General features: G+C 33.5%; 20 protein-coding genes. All 20 read left to right on the top strand.

Translation table 11 applies throughout. The features are described 5' to 3' along the window. The first annotated feature begins 289 nt into the window (after window positions 1-289). The 20 genes from B3630_RS05830 (at window position 290) to B3630_RS05735 (ending at window position 17,317) form a co-directional block, all read left to right on the top strand. A complete protein-coding gene (locus tag B3630_RS05830) occupies window positions 290-1,120 on the top strand; it encodes a MerR family transcriptional regulator (protein WP_346896342.1) in 831 nt (276 codons plus the stop codon). Between the two features lie 453 nt (window positions 1,121-1,573). Continuing rightward, the gene (locus B3630_RS05825) at window positions 1,574-2,665 is read left to right on the top strand and encodes a hypothetical protein (protein ID WP_346870058.1); all 1,092 of its coding nucleotides are present in this window, start codon (window positions 1,574-1,576) and stop codon (window positions 2,663-2,665) included. A gap of 4 nt (window positions 2,666-2,669) precedes the next feature. Further along, window positions 2,670-2,936 (top strand): hypothetical protein, encoded by a 267-nt coding sequence (locus B3630_RS05820; RefSeq protein WP_346896340.1) that lies wholly within the window; start codon window positions 2,670-2,672, stop codon window positions 2,934-2,936. Window positions 2,937-3,056: 120 nt separating this feature from the next. Further along, window positions 3,057-4,169 carry a hypothetical protein gene (locus B3630_RS05815; RefSeq protein ID WP_346896338.1) on the top strand — a complete coding sequence of 371 codons (1,113 nt, stop codon included), beginning with the start codon at window positions 3,057-3,059 and terminating at the stop codon, window positions 4,167-4,169. After that, window positions 4,156-4,422 carry a hypothetical protein gene (locus B3630_RS05810; RefSeq protein ID WP_346896336.1) on the top strand — a complete coding sequence of 89 codons (267 nt, stop codon included), beginning with the start codon at window positions 4,156-4,158 and terminating at the stop codon, window positions 4,420-4,422. The genes B3630_RS05815 and B3630_RS05810 overlap by 14 nt, the downstream gene beginning before the upstream one ends. A gap of 294 nt (window positions 4,423-4,716) precedes the next feature. Next, the gene (locus tag B3630_RS05805; RefSeq protein WP_346870054.1) at window positions 4,717-5,013 is read left to right on the top strand and encodes a BMC domain-containing protein; all 297 of its coding nucleotides are present in this window, start codon (window positions 4,717-4,719) and stop codon (window positions 5,011-5,013) included. 25 nt (window positions 5,014-5,038) lie between these two features. Further along, window positions 5,039-5,347, top strand: coding sequence for a BMC domain-containing protein (locus B3630_RS05800; RefSeq protein WP_035134854.1), 309 nt, complete (start codon window positions 5,039-5,041; stop codon window positions 5,345-5,347). Between the two features lie 40 nt (window positions 5,348-5,387). Continuing rightward, complete coding sequence (locus B3630_RS05795) at window positions 5,388-6,881, top strand: aldehyde dehydrogenase family protein (protein ID WP_346896334.1); 1,494 nt, start codon at window positions 5,388-5,390, stop codon at window positions 6,879-6,881. A 49-nt stretch (window positions 6,882-6,930) separates the two neighbouring features. Then, window positions 6,931-9,471, top strand: coding sequence for a choline trimethylamine-lyase (gene cutC, locus B3630_RS05790; protein ID WP_346896332.1), 2,541 nt, complete (start codon window positions 6,931-6,933; stop codon window positions 9,469-9,471). Between the two features lie 109 nt (window positions 9,472-9,580). Beyond that, window positions 9,581-10,534 (top strand): choline TMA-lyase-activating enzyme, encoded by a 954-nt coding sequence (gene cutD, locus B3630_RS05785; RefSeq protein WP_346896330.1) that lies wholly within the window; start codon window positions 9,581-9,583, stop codon window positions 10,532-10,534. A 39-nt stretch (window positions 10,535-10,573) separates the two neighbouring features. Then, the gene (locus B3630_RS05780) at window positions 10,574-10,927 is read left to right on the top strand and encodes a BMC domain-containing protein (protein WP_035134859.1); all 354 of its coding nucleotides are present in this window, start codon (window positions 10,574-10,576) and stop codon (window positions 10,925-10,927) included. Beyond that, on the top strand, window positions 10,924-11,370 hold the full coding sequence (locus B3630_RS05775; RefSeq protein ID WP_346896328.1) for a EutP/PduV family microcompartment system protein: 447 nt from the start codon (window positions 10,924-10,926) through the stop codon (window positions 11,368-11,370). Before B3630_RS05780 ends, B3630_RS05775 begins: the two co-directional genes overlap by 4 nt. Window positions 11,371-11,509: 139 nt before the next feature. Continuing rightward, the gene (locus tag B3630_RS05770) at window positions 11,510-12,190 is read left to right on the top strand and encodes a cobalamin adenosyltransferase (protein ID WP_346896326.1); all 681 of its coding nucleotides are present in this window, start codon (window positions 11,510-11,512) and stop codon (window positions 12,188-12,190) included. Beyond that, on the top strand, window positions 12,172-13,017 hold the full coding sequence (gene eutJ, locus B3630_RS05765) for an ethanolamine utilization protein EutJ (protein WP_346896324.1): 846 nt from the start codon (window positions 12,172-12,174) through the stop codon (window positions 13,015-13,017). The genes B3630_RS05770 and eutJ overlap by 19 nt, the downstream gene beginning before the upstream one ends. A gap of 18 nt (window positions 13,018-13,035) precedes the next feature. Next, window positions 13,036-13,338, top strand: a complete 303-nt coding sequence (locus B3630_RS05760; RefSeq protein ID WP_035134867.1) for a BMC domain-containing protein — start codon at window positions 13,036-13,038, stop codon at window positions 13,336-13,338. Then, window positions 13,335-13,598: a EutN/CcmL family microcompartment protein gene (locus tag B3630_RS05755; RefSeq protein ID WP_035134869.1), complete on the top strand. Its 264-nt coding sequence runs from the start codon at window positions 13,335-13,337 to the stop codon at window positions 13,596-13,598. The genes B3630_RS05760 and B3630_RS05755 overlap by 4 nt, the downstream gene beginning before the upstream one ends. Before the next feature lie 78 nt (window positions 13,599-13,676). Continuing rightward, complete coding sequence (locus B3630_RS05750) at window positions 13,677-14,339, top strand: cupin domain-containing protein (RefSeq protein WP_346896322.1); 663 nt, start codon at window positions 13,677-13,679, stop codon at window positions 14,337-14,339. A gap of 17 nt (window positions 14,340-14,356) precedes the next feature. Continuing rightward, complete coding sequence (locus B3630_RS05745) at window positions 14,357-15,034, top strand: BMC domain-containing protein (protein WP_346896320.1); 678 nt, start codon at window positions 14,357-14,359, stop codon at window positions 15,032-15,034. 34 nt (window positions 15,035-15,068) lie between these two features. After that, window positions 15,069-16,667, top strand: a complete 1,599-nt coding sequence (locus tag B3630_RS05740) for an acetaldehyde dehydrogenase (acetylating) (RefSeq protein WP_346896318.1) — start codon at window positions 15,069-15,071, stop codon at window positions 16,665-16,667. Then, window positions 16,667-17,317, top strand: coding sequence for a phosphate propanoyltransferase (locus B3630_RS05735; RefSeq protein WP_346896316.1), 651 nt, complete (start codon window positions 16,667-16,669; stop codon window positions 17,315-17,317). Before B3630_RS05740 ends, B3630_RS05735 begins: the two co-directional genes overlap by 1 nt. The last annotated feature ends 30 nt before the right edge of the window (window positions 17,318-17,347 follow it).

The following is a 17,347-nucleotide window of genomic DNA, read 5'->3' as shown; positions in this document are numbered from 1 at the left end:
AAAAAGTTTGATATAGCAATTAGCTAAGATTTCATTAGGATTTTTATTATATATAAGTTTATGATAAACATTTTGAAAATTGCAAGGAATTTGTGTCTCTTAGAATAAATTTAAAATCTTTATAAATATTACAAGGTGAAGTTATTTTTTTAATGCTTATAAGGACTCCTCCTTATATTCTTTACATTTAGTGGGGGAAATTCTTTTTAATAAAGTTTTAAAATCTTTAGAATAAAATGATTTAGATTTTAAAAACAGCTAAAAATATTATAAAAGAGGTGAACTTAGTATGGGAGAAGAATTATATTCCATAGGCAAAGTGGAAGAGATATGTAAAATAACAAAAAAAGCACTTAGATATTATGATAAAATGGGCATATTATCACCTGATAAAGTAGCTGATGAAAGTGGTTATAGATATTACAGCAAGAAAAATTTACTATCTGTACCAGTAATAAAATATTATAAGCAAAGTGGATTTAAGCTAGAAGAAATGAGATCTTTTTTACAAGGAACAACCTATGATTTTTTTGATAAAAGTTTTAGAACAAAAATTGATGAATTAAGAGAACTTGAGAAGGAAATAAATTTAAAGATAAGATCTGTAAGAGATTGGCATGCACTTATAGTTGAGGCGCAGATGGTAATTGAAAATAATGTTTGTGATGTCTCTATAAAATATATAGATGAGTGCAATTTAATCTTCTTAAATCAAAATTTTAATTATGATTATATGGATTGTATAATTAACATAGAATTTAACAATTATATTGATAGTATAAATAATGCAATAACAGGGCCTGTAATTATATGTTTTCCATCTTTTGAGGATAAGATTAATGGGAAATGTAGTAAGATGAAAATAATGCAAGAGACTATTTTAAAATGTAAGGATGAAGAAAGTATTGAATATGGTGGATGGTTAGCAGCTTCTTGCTATCATATAGGTACTCATGAAACAATTAATGAAACATATAAAAAAATAAAAGGATGGGCTAAGGAACATGATTACATATGTTCTGAAGAATCTTATGAAAGATATGTAACAGATTATTGGACAACTAAAAACACTGACAAGTTTGTAACGGAAATTTTGATTAAAATTAGAAGAAAGAGATAGATTCATTAAACTGAAAATACTGAAAACGTTGACCGTAGGGTAAGGGATAAAATGTCGATAAAACTCGGTTTGTAAAAAAATACAAATATATCTTTTAAAAAAAATACATATATTTCTTTTATAAAATAAAATTTCTACTCCTTGATATTGGCGGAAACTAGTATTTAGCACTTAAAATAACTGGCACAACTAACTTATAATTATTTATTAAGTTAGTTGTGTTAATTTTTTTTGAATTTTGATGGTAATTACATGTTGACTTTACCCCATAGGGAAAGGCATATAATTTAATTGTTAATAAAATAACCACAAGATATCAAATGAAAAGTTATTCAATAGTTTAAAATGAAATATCCCAAATTATAACAATCACAAAACATTCTCATTGTAAATTTTTATTTAATGATATAAATTTAAAAGTTATTATCAAATAAGTGGAAGGGGATTTATTTTATGAAGGAAGTTTCGAAAACGGTAAGTTTAGAAGCCATTACTGCAAAAAACAAATTATCATCTGATTTCCTTAAAAAAGGTATTTCAATTGCTCTTTTTTCAGGTCTTATGTATGGATTTTATTCAGCATTTTTAACATTGGGAATGACTAAAGGAGTATGGGGTGATTGGTATGGTGCTAATACAGCAGGTTTATCAGCAGTAGTTATTACATATGTACTTGGTGCCCTTGGTAGTGCCGTAAACGATACATGTAGTGCTGTTTGGGCAGTAATTTATGCAACTGTTAAAGGTAAACTTGGAGATTTCTTTAGATGTCTTAAAACCAAACCAGGTGCTGTAATGATATTGGCAGCTCTTATCGGAGGACCAATTTCAAGCACAGCTTTTGTTGTAGCTTTACAGATGGCGGGTTCAATTGTTATTCCAATTACAGCTCTTTGTCCAGCTATCGGTGCTATTTTAGGAAGAATATTATTCAAACAAAAACTAGATAAACGTATGATGCTTGGTATTGCCATATGTGTTGTATCTAGCTTTATGATCGGTAGTACTAGTATTGGTGGAGATGCTCCAGCTGGAATGTTCCTTGGAATTTGTATTGCATTTATTGCAGCTCTTGGATGGGGATTTGAAGGTTGTGTAGCTGGATATGGTACATCTATGATTGACTCAGAGATTGGTATTACAATTCGTCAAGCTACATCTGGGCTTTCAAACTTAATAATATTAGTACCTTTATTTGGAATGATATTTGGAGATGGAATTAAATTTTCAACTAATTTAGTTACTCAAGCATTTACAAGTGGGCCTGCAATGATATGGTTTGCACTAAGTGGTCTTTGTGCCTTTGTTTCATACATGAGTTGGTACAACGGTAATAGTATGTGCGGTGCTGCTCTTGGTATGGCTTGTAATGGTACATATTCCTTCTGGGGTCCATTCTGCTGTTGGATAATTCTTGGAGTGATAGGCGGTATGGACGGATGGGCATTACCTCCAATCGTATGGATTTCTGCGGTATTAATGATGTTCGGTATCCTTGTAATAGCTATGAATCCAATGGATTTGTTTAAAAAGAAGGAGGTATAAGATAATGAAGCCGCTTAATTATGCAATATTAAAACATTTTACAGAAATTGATGAAGCTTGTGCTGATGATGTTATAAATGCTCTAAAAGGAGAATATGGCAACTTTAAAGCTTTAAAAAAGAAAGCTGTAATTACAGCTTTAATGACAGCAGAGGCAAATAGTCTCATTGAAGAAACAAGATTTGAATTAGATAAAAATGGTGAGTTGAGAGTTTATTATCGTGCCCACGAAGATGGTGCTGCTACAATCAACAAATATATAAAAGATTAAGAAAAATTTTTGAATTAATTAATTAAAAGGCTCATTGCTATAATTTATGTTTCATAGGGATGAGCCATAATTATTTATTAATATACAAAAGATATGGTTAATTGAAAGGAGTTTTATTTTATGAAAGAAGTTTCAAAAGCAGTAAGCCCACAAGCTATGGCTGCAAAGAAGAAATTATCAAGTGATTTCTTCAAAAAAGGTATATCTCTAGCTTTATTTTCAGGACTTACCTATGGGTTATATACAGCATTTCTGACTATGGGTATGACAAAAGGAGTATGGGGTGACTGGTATGGCATTAATTCAGCAGGTTTATCGGCATTTGTTATAGCATACTTACTTGCGGCACTTGGTAATGCAATAAATGATACATGTAGTGCAGTTTGGGCGATTTCATTTGCATTAGTAAAAGGTAAATTTAAAGACTTTGTAAGATGTATTAACACTACTCCAGGACGAATTATGATATTAGCAGCTCTTATTGGAGGACCTATAGCTGGTACTGCTTATGTTATAGCTCTTCAAATGGCTGGACCAATAGTTGTTCCAATATCAGCTCTTTGTCCTGCTATTGCTGCTATATTAGGAAAAATTTTATATAAGCAGGAGTTAAATAAACGTATGGCTTTAGGTATTGCAGTATGTGTATTTGCTAGTTTCTTAATTGGTAGTACAGGCTTTAGCGGTGGTGCTTCAGCGAATACTTTAATCGGTATTTTAATAGCTATTATTGCAGCCCTTGCATGGGGGTTTGAAGGTTGTGTAGCTGGATATGGCACATCAATGATAGATCCAGAGATAGGTATTTGTATTCGTCAAGTTACATCAGGTATAGCAAATTTATTTATCCTAGTTCCGGTTTTTGGAATTATGGCTGGTGGAATGAATATTTCTATTGACCTTGCTATACAAGCATTCACAAGTGGTCCTGCAATGATTTGGTTTGCATTAAGTGGTCTTTTATCATTTATCACATTTATGACATGGTATGCTGGAAACAGTATGTGTGGAGCAGGGCTCGGAACTGCATGTAACGGTACATATTCATTCTTTGGACCATTATTCTGCTTATTATTATTAGGAGTATATGGTGGAATGGATGGATGGTCATTACCTTCAGTTGCTTGGATTGGAGCTGTAATAATGATGTTTGGTATCCTTACAATATCTATGAATCCGCTTGATTTATTAAGAAGAAAAAAAGAGGAGGATAAAATAGATGAAGCCGCTTAATTATGCAATATTAAAATATTTTACTAAAGTAGAAGAAGCTTGTGCAGATGATGTTATAGAAGCATTAAAGGGACAATATGGAAGTTTTAAAGCTTTAAAAAAGAATGCTGTAATTACTGCGTTAATGACAGCAGAAGCAAATGGTCTTATTGAGGAAACAAGATTTGAATTAGATAAAAATAACGAACTAAAGGTTTATTATCACGCCCATGAAGATGGTGCAGCTACAATTGACAAATACATAAGAGATTAATTTTTAACATTACCCTATGGGTAATGCTCATAAAGAAAAATATCTTATGAATTTAGTAAAATAGTTATTCTTATTAAACATTAAGAAAAGACTTTACTCTTAACAGCATAATTTCTTGTAAAAATATTTAAGAATTTTAATGCAAGAAATATATTGACTTTCCCCCAAAGGGTAAGGGATATAATCAATATATAAGAACAAACAAAAGATGCATGCAAACATAGATATAATATATAGAAGTTATGTAGTTAAGCTAAAGTATATTGAGCTAAAAATAGGAAGGAGGAATTAGTAATGAGATATTATGGAGATGAGGCTTTAGGCCTTGTAGAAACAATAGGATTGGTTCCTGCACTTGAGGCTGCAGACAAAATGCTTAAGGCAGCTAATGTTGAATTAATTTCATATGAAAATATTGGTTCAACACTTGTAACTATTATGGTAAAAGGTGATGTTGGTGCAGTAAGATCTGCTGTAGAAGCAGGTGCTGAAGCAGCAGCAGCAATTGGTAAATTAACAGCACACAATGTTATGCCACGTCCAATTAGAGAAGTTGGAGATATCGTTTCAGTACACGATATCGACGCATAAAGCATAGAAAGGAAATGATTTACATATGTCAAGATATGAAGCTTTAGGATTAATCGAAACTTTTGGTCTGGTTTTTGCTTTAGAAGCAGCAGACGCTATGTGCAAAGCAGCAGATGTAGAACTAATAGGATATGAAAACGTTGCGTCAGGTTATATATCTGTTTTAGTTCGTGGTGATGTTGGTGCTTGTAAAACAGCAGTAGATGCTGGTGTTGCAGCAGTTGAAGGAATGGAAGGTGGAAGCCTTTATAGTTCAATAGTTATTCCAAGGCCACACCAAGATTTAGAAAAAATAATAAAACGTTATGCAATTACAAATCTTGTAACAGAATAATAAATAAAAAAACTTTTTATAAGGAAAAGGAGAGAGAAAAATGAATATTATTGATAATGATTTACTCTCCATGCAGGAAGCGAGAATTCTTGTTGAAAATGCTCGTGAGGCACAAAGCAAATTAGCAGCTTTCCCACAAGAAAAACTTGATGAGATAGTTGAGCGTATGACCGAAGAGATTGAAAAACATTTAAAAGAACTTGCAAAAATGTCTAATGAGGAAACTGAATGTGGAAAGTGGGAAGATAAACATATTAAAAATCACTTTGTGTGTAAGTATCTGAAAAACAGACTTAAGGGTATGAATTGTGTAGGTGTCATTAGTGAAGATAAAATGAACAAGACAAAGGATATAGGAGTACCAATGGGTGTTATTATAGCCTTTTCTCCATCAATGAGTCCTGTTTCTACAACCATATATAAGGCCTTAATTGCAATTAAGTCAGGAAATGCAATTATATTTTCGCCTCATCCAAGAGCTAAAAATACAATTTCTAAAACAATTGATATTTTAATTAGAGCTGGAGAAGGGGTAGGGCTTCCAGAAGGTGCACTTGCATATTTGCATACAGTGACTTCAAGTGGTTCATTAGAACTTATGAATCATAAAGATACTTCACTAATAATGAATACAGGGGTTCCAGAAATGCTTGATGCAGCTTATAAGTCCGGCAAACCAGTAATTTATGGTGGCAATGGAAATGGTCCAGCATTTATAGAACGTACTGCTGATATTGATCAAGCTGCTAAAGATATTATTGACAGTAAGAGCTTCGATTATGGAGTTGTATCTGCTGCTGAGCAATCAATTGTTGTGGATAGCTGCATAGTAGCTGAAGTAAAACAAGAACTTATTAAAAATGGTGGATACTTTATGACAGAAGAAGAGGCTGAAAAATTGGCATCAATCTTATATTACAAAGATGGAAGTTCTGACATGGATATGATTGGGAGATCGCCACAATTTTTAGCTAAAAAAGCTGGATTCAGTGTTCCTAAAAATATAAGAGTGCTTATATCTCAGCAAAAATTTGTATCTCAAAAAAATCCTTATTCAAGAGAAAAGCTTTGTCCTGTTTTAGCTTTTTATATAGAAGATGACTGGATGCATGCTTGTGAAAAGTGTATAGAATTATTACTTAGTGAGAGACATGGACATACACTTATTATACATTCAAAGGATGAAGAGGTTATTCGTCAATTTGCATTAAAAAAACCTGTTGGAAGAGTACTTGTTAACACTCCAGGAACTTTTGGGAGTATGGGAGCAACCACAAACTTGTTTCCATCAATGACTCTAGGCAGTGGATCTGCAGGACATGGAATGACTTCAGATAATGTTTCACCTATGAACTTAATATATGTACGTAAAGTTGGATATGGAGTTCGTAAGGCAGATGAAATTGTTGGGATGATGGACAATGTAGAGAATTCCAATTGTGAAGTATTAAAAGATAAATTAAATGTAAATGAAATTGATAGCGTAAAGCTATTAGAGAGTATTTTGAAAAAAGTTTTAAATGACTTAAAATAATAGGTCATACTAAATGTATGAAATATATTAAAGAATGTGAGGGAATAAATTGGATATTCGTGAATTTTCAAATAAATTTATGGAAGCTACTCAAAATATGTCTGATGAGGAACGTGCTAGTTTAATGAAGATGTTTTCTAGTGTTTCCAAAGAAATAACAAAGGAAGAATCAACTACTAGCTGTGTTGTGTGTGACAATAATGGTCAAATTCCAGATGGAATAACAGAGCGTTTAGTTAAGTTAAAGGAAAAATACTTAACTCATGTACCAACAATCACTACTCACAAAGCAAGAGTTATTACTCAAATAGCAAAAGAAAACCCTGGTATACCTAAGGCAATTTTACGTGGTAAGTCTTTCAAGCGTTGCTGTGAAACTGCACCATTAGTAATTCAAGATAATGAGCTTATCGTTGGTGCACCAAATGGACAACCTCGTGCTGGATCTTTCTCTCCTGATATATCTTGGAGATGGATGAGAGACGAGATTGATACAATAGGAACTCGTGCACAAGACCCATTCTATGTTTCAGAAGAAGATAAGAAAATCATGCGTGAAGAATTATTCCCATTCTGGGAAGGTAAATCAATTGATGAATACTGTGAGAGTCAATACAGAGAAGCTGGAGTATGGGAGCTTTCTGGAGAATCTTTCGTATCAGATTGTTCATACCACGCATTAAACGGAGGAGGAGACTCTAACCCAGGATATGATGTTATCTTAATGAAAAAAGGTATGATTGACATAGTAAAGGAATGTAACGAGAAATTAGCTGACCTTAGCTACGAAAGACCAGAAGATATGGAGAAAATATACTTCTATAAATCTCTAATCGATACTGCAGAGGGTGTTATGATATATGCTAAACGTATGTCGGACTATGCTGCTGAACTTGCTGCAAAAGAAACTAATCCTACTCGTAAAGCTGAGTTATTAAAAATTTCAGAAATAAATGCTAGAGTTCCAGCTCATAAGCCAAGCACTTACTGGGAAGCAATCCAATCAGTTTGGACTATAGAATCATTACTTGTAGTTGAAGAAAACCAAACAGGTATGTCTATAGGACGTGTTGACCAATATATGTACCCATTCTATAAAGCTGATATTGAAGCTGGACGTATGACTGATTTTGAAGCATTTGAGTTATCTGGTTGTATGCTTATAAAAATGTCTGAGATGATGTGGCTTACAAGTGAAGGAGCTTCTAAATTCTTCGCAGGGTACCAACCATTCGTTAACATGTGTTTAGGTGGAGTTACTAGAGAAGGAAGAGATGCTACAAATGAATTAACATACCTTCTAATGGATGCAGTTCGTCATGTTAAGATATATCAACCAACTTTAGCTTGTCGTATACACAAAGCATCACCTCAAAAATATCTTAAAAAGATAGTTGATGTTATCCGTGCAGGTATGGGATTCCCAGCATGTCACTTTGATGACGTTCATATAAAAATGATGTTAGCTAAGGGTGTTTCTATAGAAGATGCAAGAGATTACTGCTTAATGGGATGTGTTGAGCCACAGAAGTCAGGAAGATTATATCAATGGACTTCTACAGGATATACTCAATGGCCTATATGTATAGAACTTACTCTTAACCACGGTGTACCACTATGGTATGGTAAGCAAGTATGTCCAGATATGGGAGATTTAAGCAATTTCAAGACTTACGAGCAATTTGAAACAGCTGTTAAAGAGCAAATTAAATTCATTACTAAATGGACAAGTGTTGCTACAGTAATTTCTCAACGTGTTCACAGAGATCTTGCACCAAAACCACTTATGTCTATGATGTATGAAGGATGTATGGAAAATGGTAGAGGAGTAGAAGCAGGCGGAGCTATGTATAACTTCGGACCAGGAGTAGTATGGAGTGGTCTTGCTACTTATGCAGACTCTATGGCAGCTATAAAGAAATTAGTATTTGAAGATAAAAAATATACACTACAAGAAATAAACGAAGCTTTAAAAGCTGATTTCGTTGGGTATGAACAACTTAAAAAAGATTGTTTAGAAGCACCTAAGTATGGTAACGATGATGATTATGCAGATTTAATCGCTGCAGATTTAATTAACTTTACTGAGCAAGAACATCGTAAGTATAAGACATTATATTCAGTTCTTAGCCATGGTACTTTGTCAATCTCAAACAACACTCCATTTGGACAACTTACAGGAGCTACAGCAAATGGACGTAGAGCATGGATGCCTTTATCAGATGGTATAAGTCCAACTCAAGGAGCTGACTTTAAAGGACCAACTGCTATAATTAAATCTGTTTCTAAAATGTCTTGCGAGGATATGAATATAGGTATGGTTCATAACTTCAAGTTAGTAGCTGGTCTTCTTGATACACCTGAAGGTGAAAATGGAATCATTACATTATTACGTAGTGCATGTGCCCTTCAGCTTGGAGAAATGCAGTTCAACTATTTAGATAACAAAACATTACTTGAAGCACAAAAACACCCAGAGCAATACCGTGATTTAATTGTTCGTGTTGCTGGATACAGTGCATTCTTTGTTGAGTTATGCAAAGACGTTCAAGATGAAATTATCAGTAGAACTGTGCTTACACACTTTTAATTAAAAAAATTGTATAAAATCTGTAATCTGCAGCAGTGTTCTGTAGATTACAGATTATAAATAAGATATATATTAAAAATCAAGGTAATGAAACTGGAGAATGAAAAATATGAGTAATGAAAACTTAGGTATAATCGAACGAAAAGCGACGATTTTTAATATACAGAAATATAACATGTATGATGGAGATGGAGTAAGAACTTTAGTATTCTTTCAAGGATGTCCTCTTCGTTGTAAATGGTGTGCAAATCCTGAAGGACTAGTTAAAAAGCATAGAGTTATGTTTAAAAGTAATTCATGTGTTAATTGTGGGGCTTGCGTTTCTGTTTGTCCTGTTGGAATACATACCATATCTAATGAAACTTTAAAGCATGAAGTTAATCGTGATATTGATTGTATCGGATGTGGTAAGTGCAAAGAAGCTTGTCTTAAATCTGCTTTAACAATAGTTGGAGAAGTAAAAACTATTTCGGAACTATTGGAGATTGTAGAAGAAGATAGAACTTTTTATGAAGTTTCTGGTGGTGGTGTTACATTAGGCGGTGGTGAAGTTTTAATGCAGCCTGAAGCAGCTTGCAGTTTGTTAATGGCATGTAAGCAATCAGGGATAAATACTGCAATTGAAACTTGTGGTTATGCAAAACTTGAATCAGTACTTAAGGTTGCGGAGTTTACAGATTTATTCCTATTTGATGTTAAACATATTAATTCTGATAGACACTTTCAGTTAACAGGTGTGAGGAATGAACAGATTTTAGAAAATCTGCAAGAACTACTTCGCCGCAAATATAATGTGAAGATTCGTATGCCTTTACTTAAAGGTATAAATGATTCTCAAGATGAAATTGAAAAGACTATGGAGTTTTTAACACCATACAAAGATTATAAAAATTTTAAAGGGATTGACTTACTTCCATATCATAAGATGGGGGTAAATAAATACAATCAATTAGGAATGGAATATCCTATAAAGGATGATCCAAGTTTAAAAAATGAAGATTTAGATAGAATAGAAGGATGGATTAAAAAGTACGATTTACATGTAAAAGTAATCCGTCATTAAATAATTTTCAAATAGATAATAAGATGGAAGGTAAGGTTTATGGGAGATTTTCTTGATAGAAACATACAGCGTGTTATACAAGAGTCAGTGCCAGGAAAGCAGATTACAATAGCACATATCATTGCATCACCTATGTCTGATATATATGAACGTCTTGGAATCGATGAAAAAGGAGCTATAGGGATTTTAACTCTTTCCCCATATGAAACTGCAATTATAGCTGCAGATATTGCTACAAAATCTTCTAATGTTGAAATTGGGTTTCTTGATCGTTTTACAGGTTCTGTTGTAATAAATGGTGATGTTCAAAGTGTGGAAACAGCACTTGGAGCAGTAAACGATACGTTAAGAGATATGCTTGGATTTACTCCGGCACCCATTACAAGGACATGAGAAAAAAGCGCATAATGGTAATTGGACCTTCAAGATGTGGTAAAACCACATTAGTTAATGCCTTAAATGATTATGATGGTCCGCTAAAACGAACACCAGATTTAATTTATGGAAAAAATACTATTGATGTTCCAAGTGCTTATTTAGAAAATTCATGGATGTACAAGCATATAATAGCAGCAGCTCAAGATGCATCTCATGTGCTTATATTGGTTGATCAGTCTAATTGCAATGAAATATACTCCCATGGATTTGCAAAGTCTTTTAGATGCCCGGTGATTGGAGTTATTACAAAATGTGACTTGATACCTGAAAATGAAGAAAAATGTTTGCGACAGCTAAAGAACATAGGAGTATCAAAGCCATATTTTAATATTAGTTTTCCAATGGGAACAGGAATTGATGCTTTGAAAAAGTATTTATCCGATGACTACCCGCTCTAATACTCCCAGCTTCTATCAAAGTGGGAGATAAGGGCGGCTACGTCCCTGGATAACGATTTCTAAGCTTCAGGTGGAGCGAAAAAACTCCACCTGAAACTAAGAACTCTGTTTATTTGAAAAAGGTGAGGAGTAAAGGTCAATGATGAAATTTATTACCGAAGAGTATTTGAGAGATTTATATCGAAAAGAACCTTTTAATACCTACAAGTTACAACAAGGACAGCGCCTTACACCTGGAGCAGCTCAATATTTGTCTGACAAAAGAATAACAATGAATAATGATGATTCTAAAAAAGATAAAAATGTTTCTCAAGAAAATAAGACTGAAGCAGTAAAACAAGAGAGAAACACTAATTTAAATTTTAAGAAACTTTGTTGTAAGTTGAAATCCATGGAGGCAGTATTTCTTGTTACTAGTAGTGAAATATTAAAAAAAGATATCATTTTAGCACAAAATGTTATGAATTTAGGTAGAAAAATATCAAACATCAGAAATGTTGTGGAAGGAAAAGGTGTTCTTGAGCCTATTTACTGCAAAGAATGCACTGGAATTAATCCATTAAATTTCATGACTGACCTTGATGATTGTTTTGAAATAACAGAATTTCATATGCAGCTTGAAAAAAGCAATGCAATTTTAAAAATGAATGCACTACGTTGTGCTTTACGAGAATTACAATTTGATATAATTGATACCTACAAAAATGATGATGACGGTTTAAAAAATAGAATTATGGAGAACACTAATTCAATAATTAATTCGCTGTCTCAATTGATTTGTTCAGCAGTAGGAGGAGAAAAATGTCAAAGAAAAAATTAACTTTTGGATATTGTGATAAGATGGTTCAAGATTTTGAAGAGGTTATAGAAAAGCCAATCCTTAATGGATCTTCTGTTTATTATACAGGTGTGGACTTAGGTACTGCTTGTGTAGTATTGGCTGTTTTAGATGAAAACTATAAGCCAGTGGCTGGTGCATATAGATATGCAGATGTGGTTCGTGATGGTATGGTTGTAGACTATATTGGTGCCATAAGAATTGTTAGAGAACTTAAGCAAGAAATTGAGGAGAAATTGAATACAGAGCTTCTTTATGCAGCAGCTGCAATTCCACCTGGAACAGATGCTTTAGATTCTGGAGCAATTAAAAACGTAGTTCAGTCAGCAGGATTTGAACTAACGAATCTGTTAGATGAACCTACTGCTGCCAATGCTGTACTTAAAATTCAAAATGGTGCAGTTGTTGATATAGGTGGTGGTACAACTGGAATATCAATTTTAAAAGATGGAAAGGTTGTTTATGTTGTTGATGAACCAACAGGAGGTACTCATTTCTCATTAGTTATTTCTGGTGCTTATGGAATGCCTTTTAAAGAGGCAGATAAGTTTAAAAGAAATAATGAAAACCACAAAGAAATTTTACCTGTGTTAAAGCCAGTAGTTGAAAAGGTGTCATCAATTATTAACCAGCATATCAAGAATCATGATGTGAATGAAATTTCTTTAGTTGGTGGTACTTGTTGTTTAACTGGAATTGAAGAAATTATTCAGAAACAGACTGGAGTTTATACTCACAAACCTAAAAATCCTATGTTTGTTACACCACTTGGAATAGCATTAAGTTGTACACAAGATATTATGGAATAATAAGGAGAGTGTTTAAAAGTGGATTTTAGAATTATAAAATCACCTTCCCAGAGCACTAAAGACATTCTTATAAGACGAATCGGTGGAAATTGTAAAACCAAATTAGACGGTGTTGATGCAATAGGACTTGTTCAAGGCAAGCTTATCGATATGATATATGCTACAGATATTGCTGAGAAAAGTGCTGGTGTCACTGTTGAAGATATAAAGGGCACATGCCCCCAACATATGGTTTTAATTGGAATTTTTGGCGACACATCATCAGTTGAATCTGCAATAAATGAGATTAAACTGAAAATGAAAGAAGGAAAAACAATATGATAGTAGCAAGGCTTATTGATAATGTATGGGCAACTAGAAAAGCTGAATCACTTAACGGACTTAAATTTATGCTTGCTGAGGAAATTGGTGGAGTAGATGAAGGACGTAGATTTATTGTTGTTGACAATATCAGTGCAGGTATTGGTGATAGAGTTATCGTTAGTACTGGATCATCTGCTCGTAGAATGTTAGGTGATGATAATATACCTGTAGATGCAGTTGTTGTTGGAATAGTTGATAATGATTGTAACTTTGGTTAAACACAATCTTTCTTAAAAATAATCATAGGATTTTAGGTTTTTTATAGATACCAATATTATTTGAAAGGAAGTGAAAATGTGAAAAAATTAATCTGTGCAAAAGATATTGAACAATTAATATTAAAGGGTGAAAAAGTATTTTATATAGATGGTAGTGAAATAATTACACCATCAGCTAAGGATCTTGCAAAAAACAATGAAATACTATTTACTACAGAAGCTCCTGCACCTAAGGTAGAGACTTTAAAAGTTAAAAAGGTTCCAAGCATAGAAGGTATGGATAGTGAAATGATGCTTAATTTCTTCAGAGCAATGATGGACAAGGGTCTTTTACAAGAAATGCTTGAATGTTTAAAACCAAAAAATCTTCTATTTGAAGCTGAAAGTGATCCTAATGGACTTAAAGTTGTTAGAGGAAAAACAGTAAAAATGGATGTGTTCGACACTGGAAATCCAAATGCAAAGGCTTATTTTCAAGAGTTAGTAAGCAAAGAAGAATCAAAAATGAGTGCTGGATTTTTAGTTATTGAAAATTCAAAATTTGATTGGGAATTAACTTATGAAGAGATTGACTATGTTATCGAGGGAACTTTAACAGTTGAAATCAATGGAAAAACATATACAGCTCATGCTGGAGATGTGGTATTTGTTCCATCTGGTTCTAAGGTAGTTTGGGGTTCTCCAGATAAAGCAAGGGTATTCTACACAACATATCCAGCTAACTGGGCAGATCTTTTATAAATTAGGGGGATTGACCTATGCAAGCACTTGGTTTAATAGAAACAAAAGGATTACTTGCATCTATTGAGGCAGCTGACACAATGGTGAAATCCGCAGATGTAAGTATTATTGAAAAGACCTATGTAGGTGGCGGTCTTGTTACAATTGCAGTTACAGGTGATGTAGGTGCAGTAAAAGCAGCTATAGAAGCTGGAGTAGCAGCTGTCAAAAATCTTAATGAAGAAGCTTTAGTATCAGAGCATGTAATCCCACGTCCTCATGAGGAGTTGGAAAGCATAATTGGAGCTAAATCTTCAGTGGAAACTCAAGAGGCTTTAGTATCTGATGAAAAAGTTGAAGAACCTGAAGAGATTCAAGAGATTCAGCAGATCCAAGATGCAGAAGACTTAGAAGTTGTAGAAGAAATTCAAGAAACTGAAGAAGTTGAAGAAATTCAAAATAGTGATGCTTTAGACAATGATTTAGATAAACTTCATAAGGGAAGTTTAGAGAATCTACATAAAGATGATGTAGATAATTTAGTTATTAAAAATGGTATTGAAAAAACCATTTTAATATTATCTAAGCTAAAGGTAGTTAAGCTTAGAAATCTAGCTCGTGAATATAAAGATTTTGGAATTACAGGTAGAGTAATTTCAAAAGCAGGTAAAAATCAATTGCTTACCAAATTCAAGTTGTATTACGAGAAAAATTAGATATTGTAAGGTTTACGAAAGGAAGTAATGACCAATGGAGAACTTTGATAAAGATTTACGTTCAATACAAGAAGCGAGAGATCTTGCTAGACTTGGAAAGGTAGCAGCTAATAAAATTGCTGATTATACTGAAGAGCAAATCGATAAAATTTTACGTAACATGGTTAGAATTGCAGAAGAAAATGCAGTTTGTTTAGCACAAATGGCAGTTGAAGAAACTGGTTTTGGTAAAGTTGAAGATAAAACTTTTAAAAACCATTTAGCAGCTACTATACTATATGAATCAATTAAAGATATGAAAACTATCGATATAATTAGAGAAGATGAGGTAAACAAGCTAATAGAGATTGCTGAGCCAGTTGGTTTAGTTATGGGTATAGTACCTTCAACAAACCCGACTTCTACTGCTATTTTTAAAGCTATGATTTCAATTAAATCTCGTAATGCTATAGTATTCTCACCACACCCATCTGCTGCAAAATGTACAATTAAAGCAGCTCAATTAATGCACGATGCAGCTGTTGAAGCTGGTGCGCCAGAGAATGTTATAACATGTGTAACTTCACCTTCAATTGGAGCTACAAATGAGTTAATGAAAAGCAAAGAAGTTGCTATAATAATAGCTACAGGTGGTCCAGGAATGGTTAAAGCTGCTTACAGTGCAGGAAAACCAGCTCTAGGTGTTGGTGCAGGAAACTCTCCAGCATACATAGAAAAAACTGCTAATATAGAACAAGCTGTTAGAAATATTATGGCAAGTAAAACTTTTGATAATGGTACAATCTGTGCATCAGAACAATCAATAATCTGTGAAGAATGTAATGAAGCTGCAGTTATTCAAGAGTTCAAAAAGCATGGTGGATATTTCATGACTAAAGAAGAAACTGATAAAGTTTGTAAATTATTATTCAAAAATGGACATGCCATGAATGCTAAATTTGTAGGAAGAAGTCCACAAGTTATTGCAAGTGCTGCAGGAATTGAGATTCCTCAAGGAACAAAAGTGCTTATAGGAAGACAAAACGGAGTAGGTGAAGGTAATCCATTATCATTTGAAAAACTTACAACAGTTCTTGGATTCTATACAGTAAAAGATTGTTATCAAGCATGTGATTTAAGTATTGAATTACTTCAAAATGGAATTGGTCACACAATGAGTATCCATACTGAAAATAAAGATATAGTTATGAAGTTTGCTAAAAAGCCAGCTTCTCGTATCCTTGTTAACACTGGTGGAACACAAGGTGGAACAGGTGCAAGCACAGGTCTTAATCCTTCATTCACTTTAGGTTGTGGTACATGGGGAGGAAGCTCAGTATCTGAAAATGTTACTCCTGAGCACCTTATAAACATTAAGAGAGTTGCTTATGGTTTAAAAGATTGCGCAACATTAGCATCTAATGACCCAACTTTCAACTGTATAAAAACTGCTGAGAATTGTCACAGCGTACAAAATCAACTTATGAATATGAGTCCAGCTCAAATTGCAGCAGCTGCAGCGGCTTTAAATAAAGATAACACTTGCGTTAACAGTACTAATACTTGCACTGAATGCAATACTGATAGCACAAAAAATGAAGAGCTTTTAGATTTAGTTAATCAAATAGTTGCCGCTATGAAAGGGGCAAACTAATGGATAATTGTGAAGCAGTATTAAAGCTTTTACTAGAAGCTGTGAAAAACGATGGACAAAAAACTGTATCTCAGGGAAATTCATCTGAGATTCCAGTAGGAGTTTCCAATAGACATGTACATCTTTCACAAAAGGATTTAGAGAGTCTTTTTGGTACAGATTACAGTCTTACAAAACTAAAAGACTTATCTCAACCAGGTCAATATGCATGCAAGGAACTTGTAACAATTTGCGGACCAAAAGGTGCAATCGAGAAAGTTAGAATCCTTGGACCTGTAAGAAGTAAGACTCAAGTTGAAGTATTAAATGGAGATTGCATTAAACTTGGAGCAGCATCAAATGTAAGACTATCTGGAGATTTAAGCAGAACACCTGGAATCACATTAGTAGGACCAAAAGGTTCTGTTCAAATTGAAGAAGGCTTAGTAGTTGCTCAAAGACATATTCACATGACACCTGAAGATGCTAAAAACTTAGGAGTTTGTGATGGAGATACAGTATGTATAAAATTTGACGATTTAAGAGGCGGAATATATAGTAATGTAGCTATTAGAGCTAATGATGCTTCAAAACTTGAATGTCATCTTGATATAGAAGAAGCTAATGCAATGGGCATTAACTCAAAGTCAAAAATAACAATAGTAAAGTAAAAAAAGCAACAAAATAAGTGGTTATAATTA

Source organism: Clostridium sp. UBA7503 (assembly GCF_002477055.1).
Classification (GTDB): Bacteria; Bacillota; Clostridia; order Clostridiales; family Clostridiaceae; genus Clostridium_J; species Clostridium_J sulfidigenes.
This window is presented reverse-complemented; position numbering and strand designations above follow the sequence as displayed.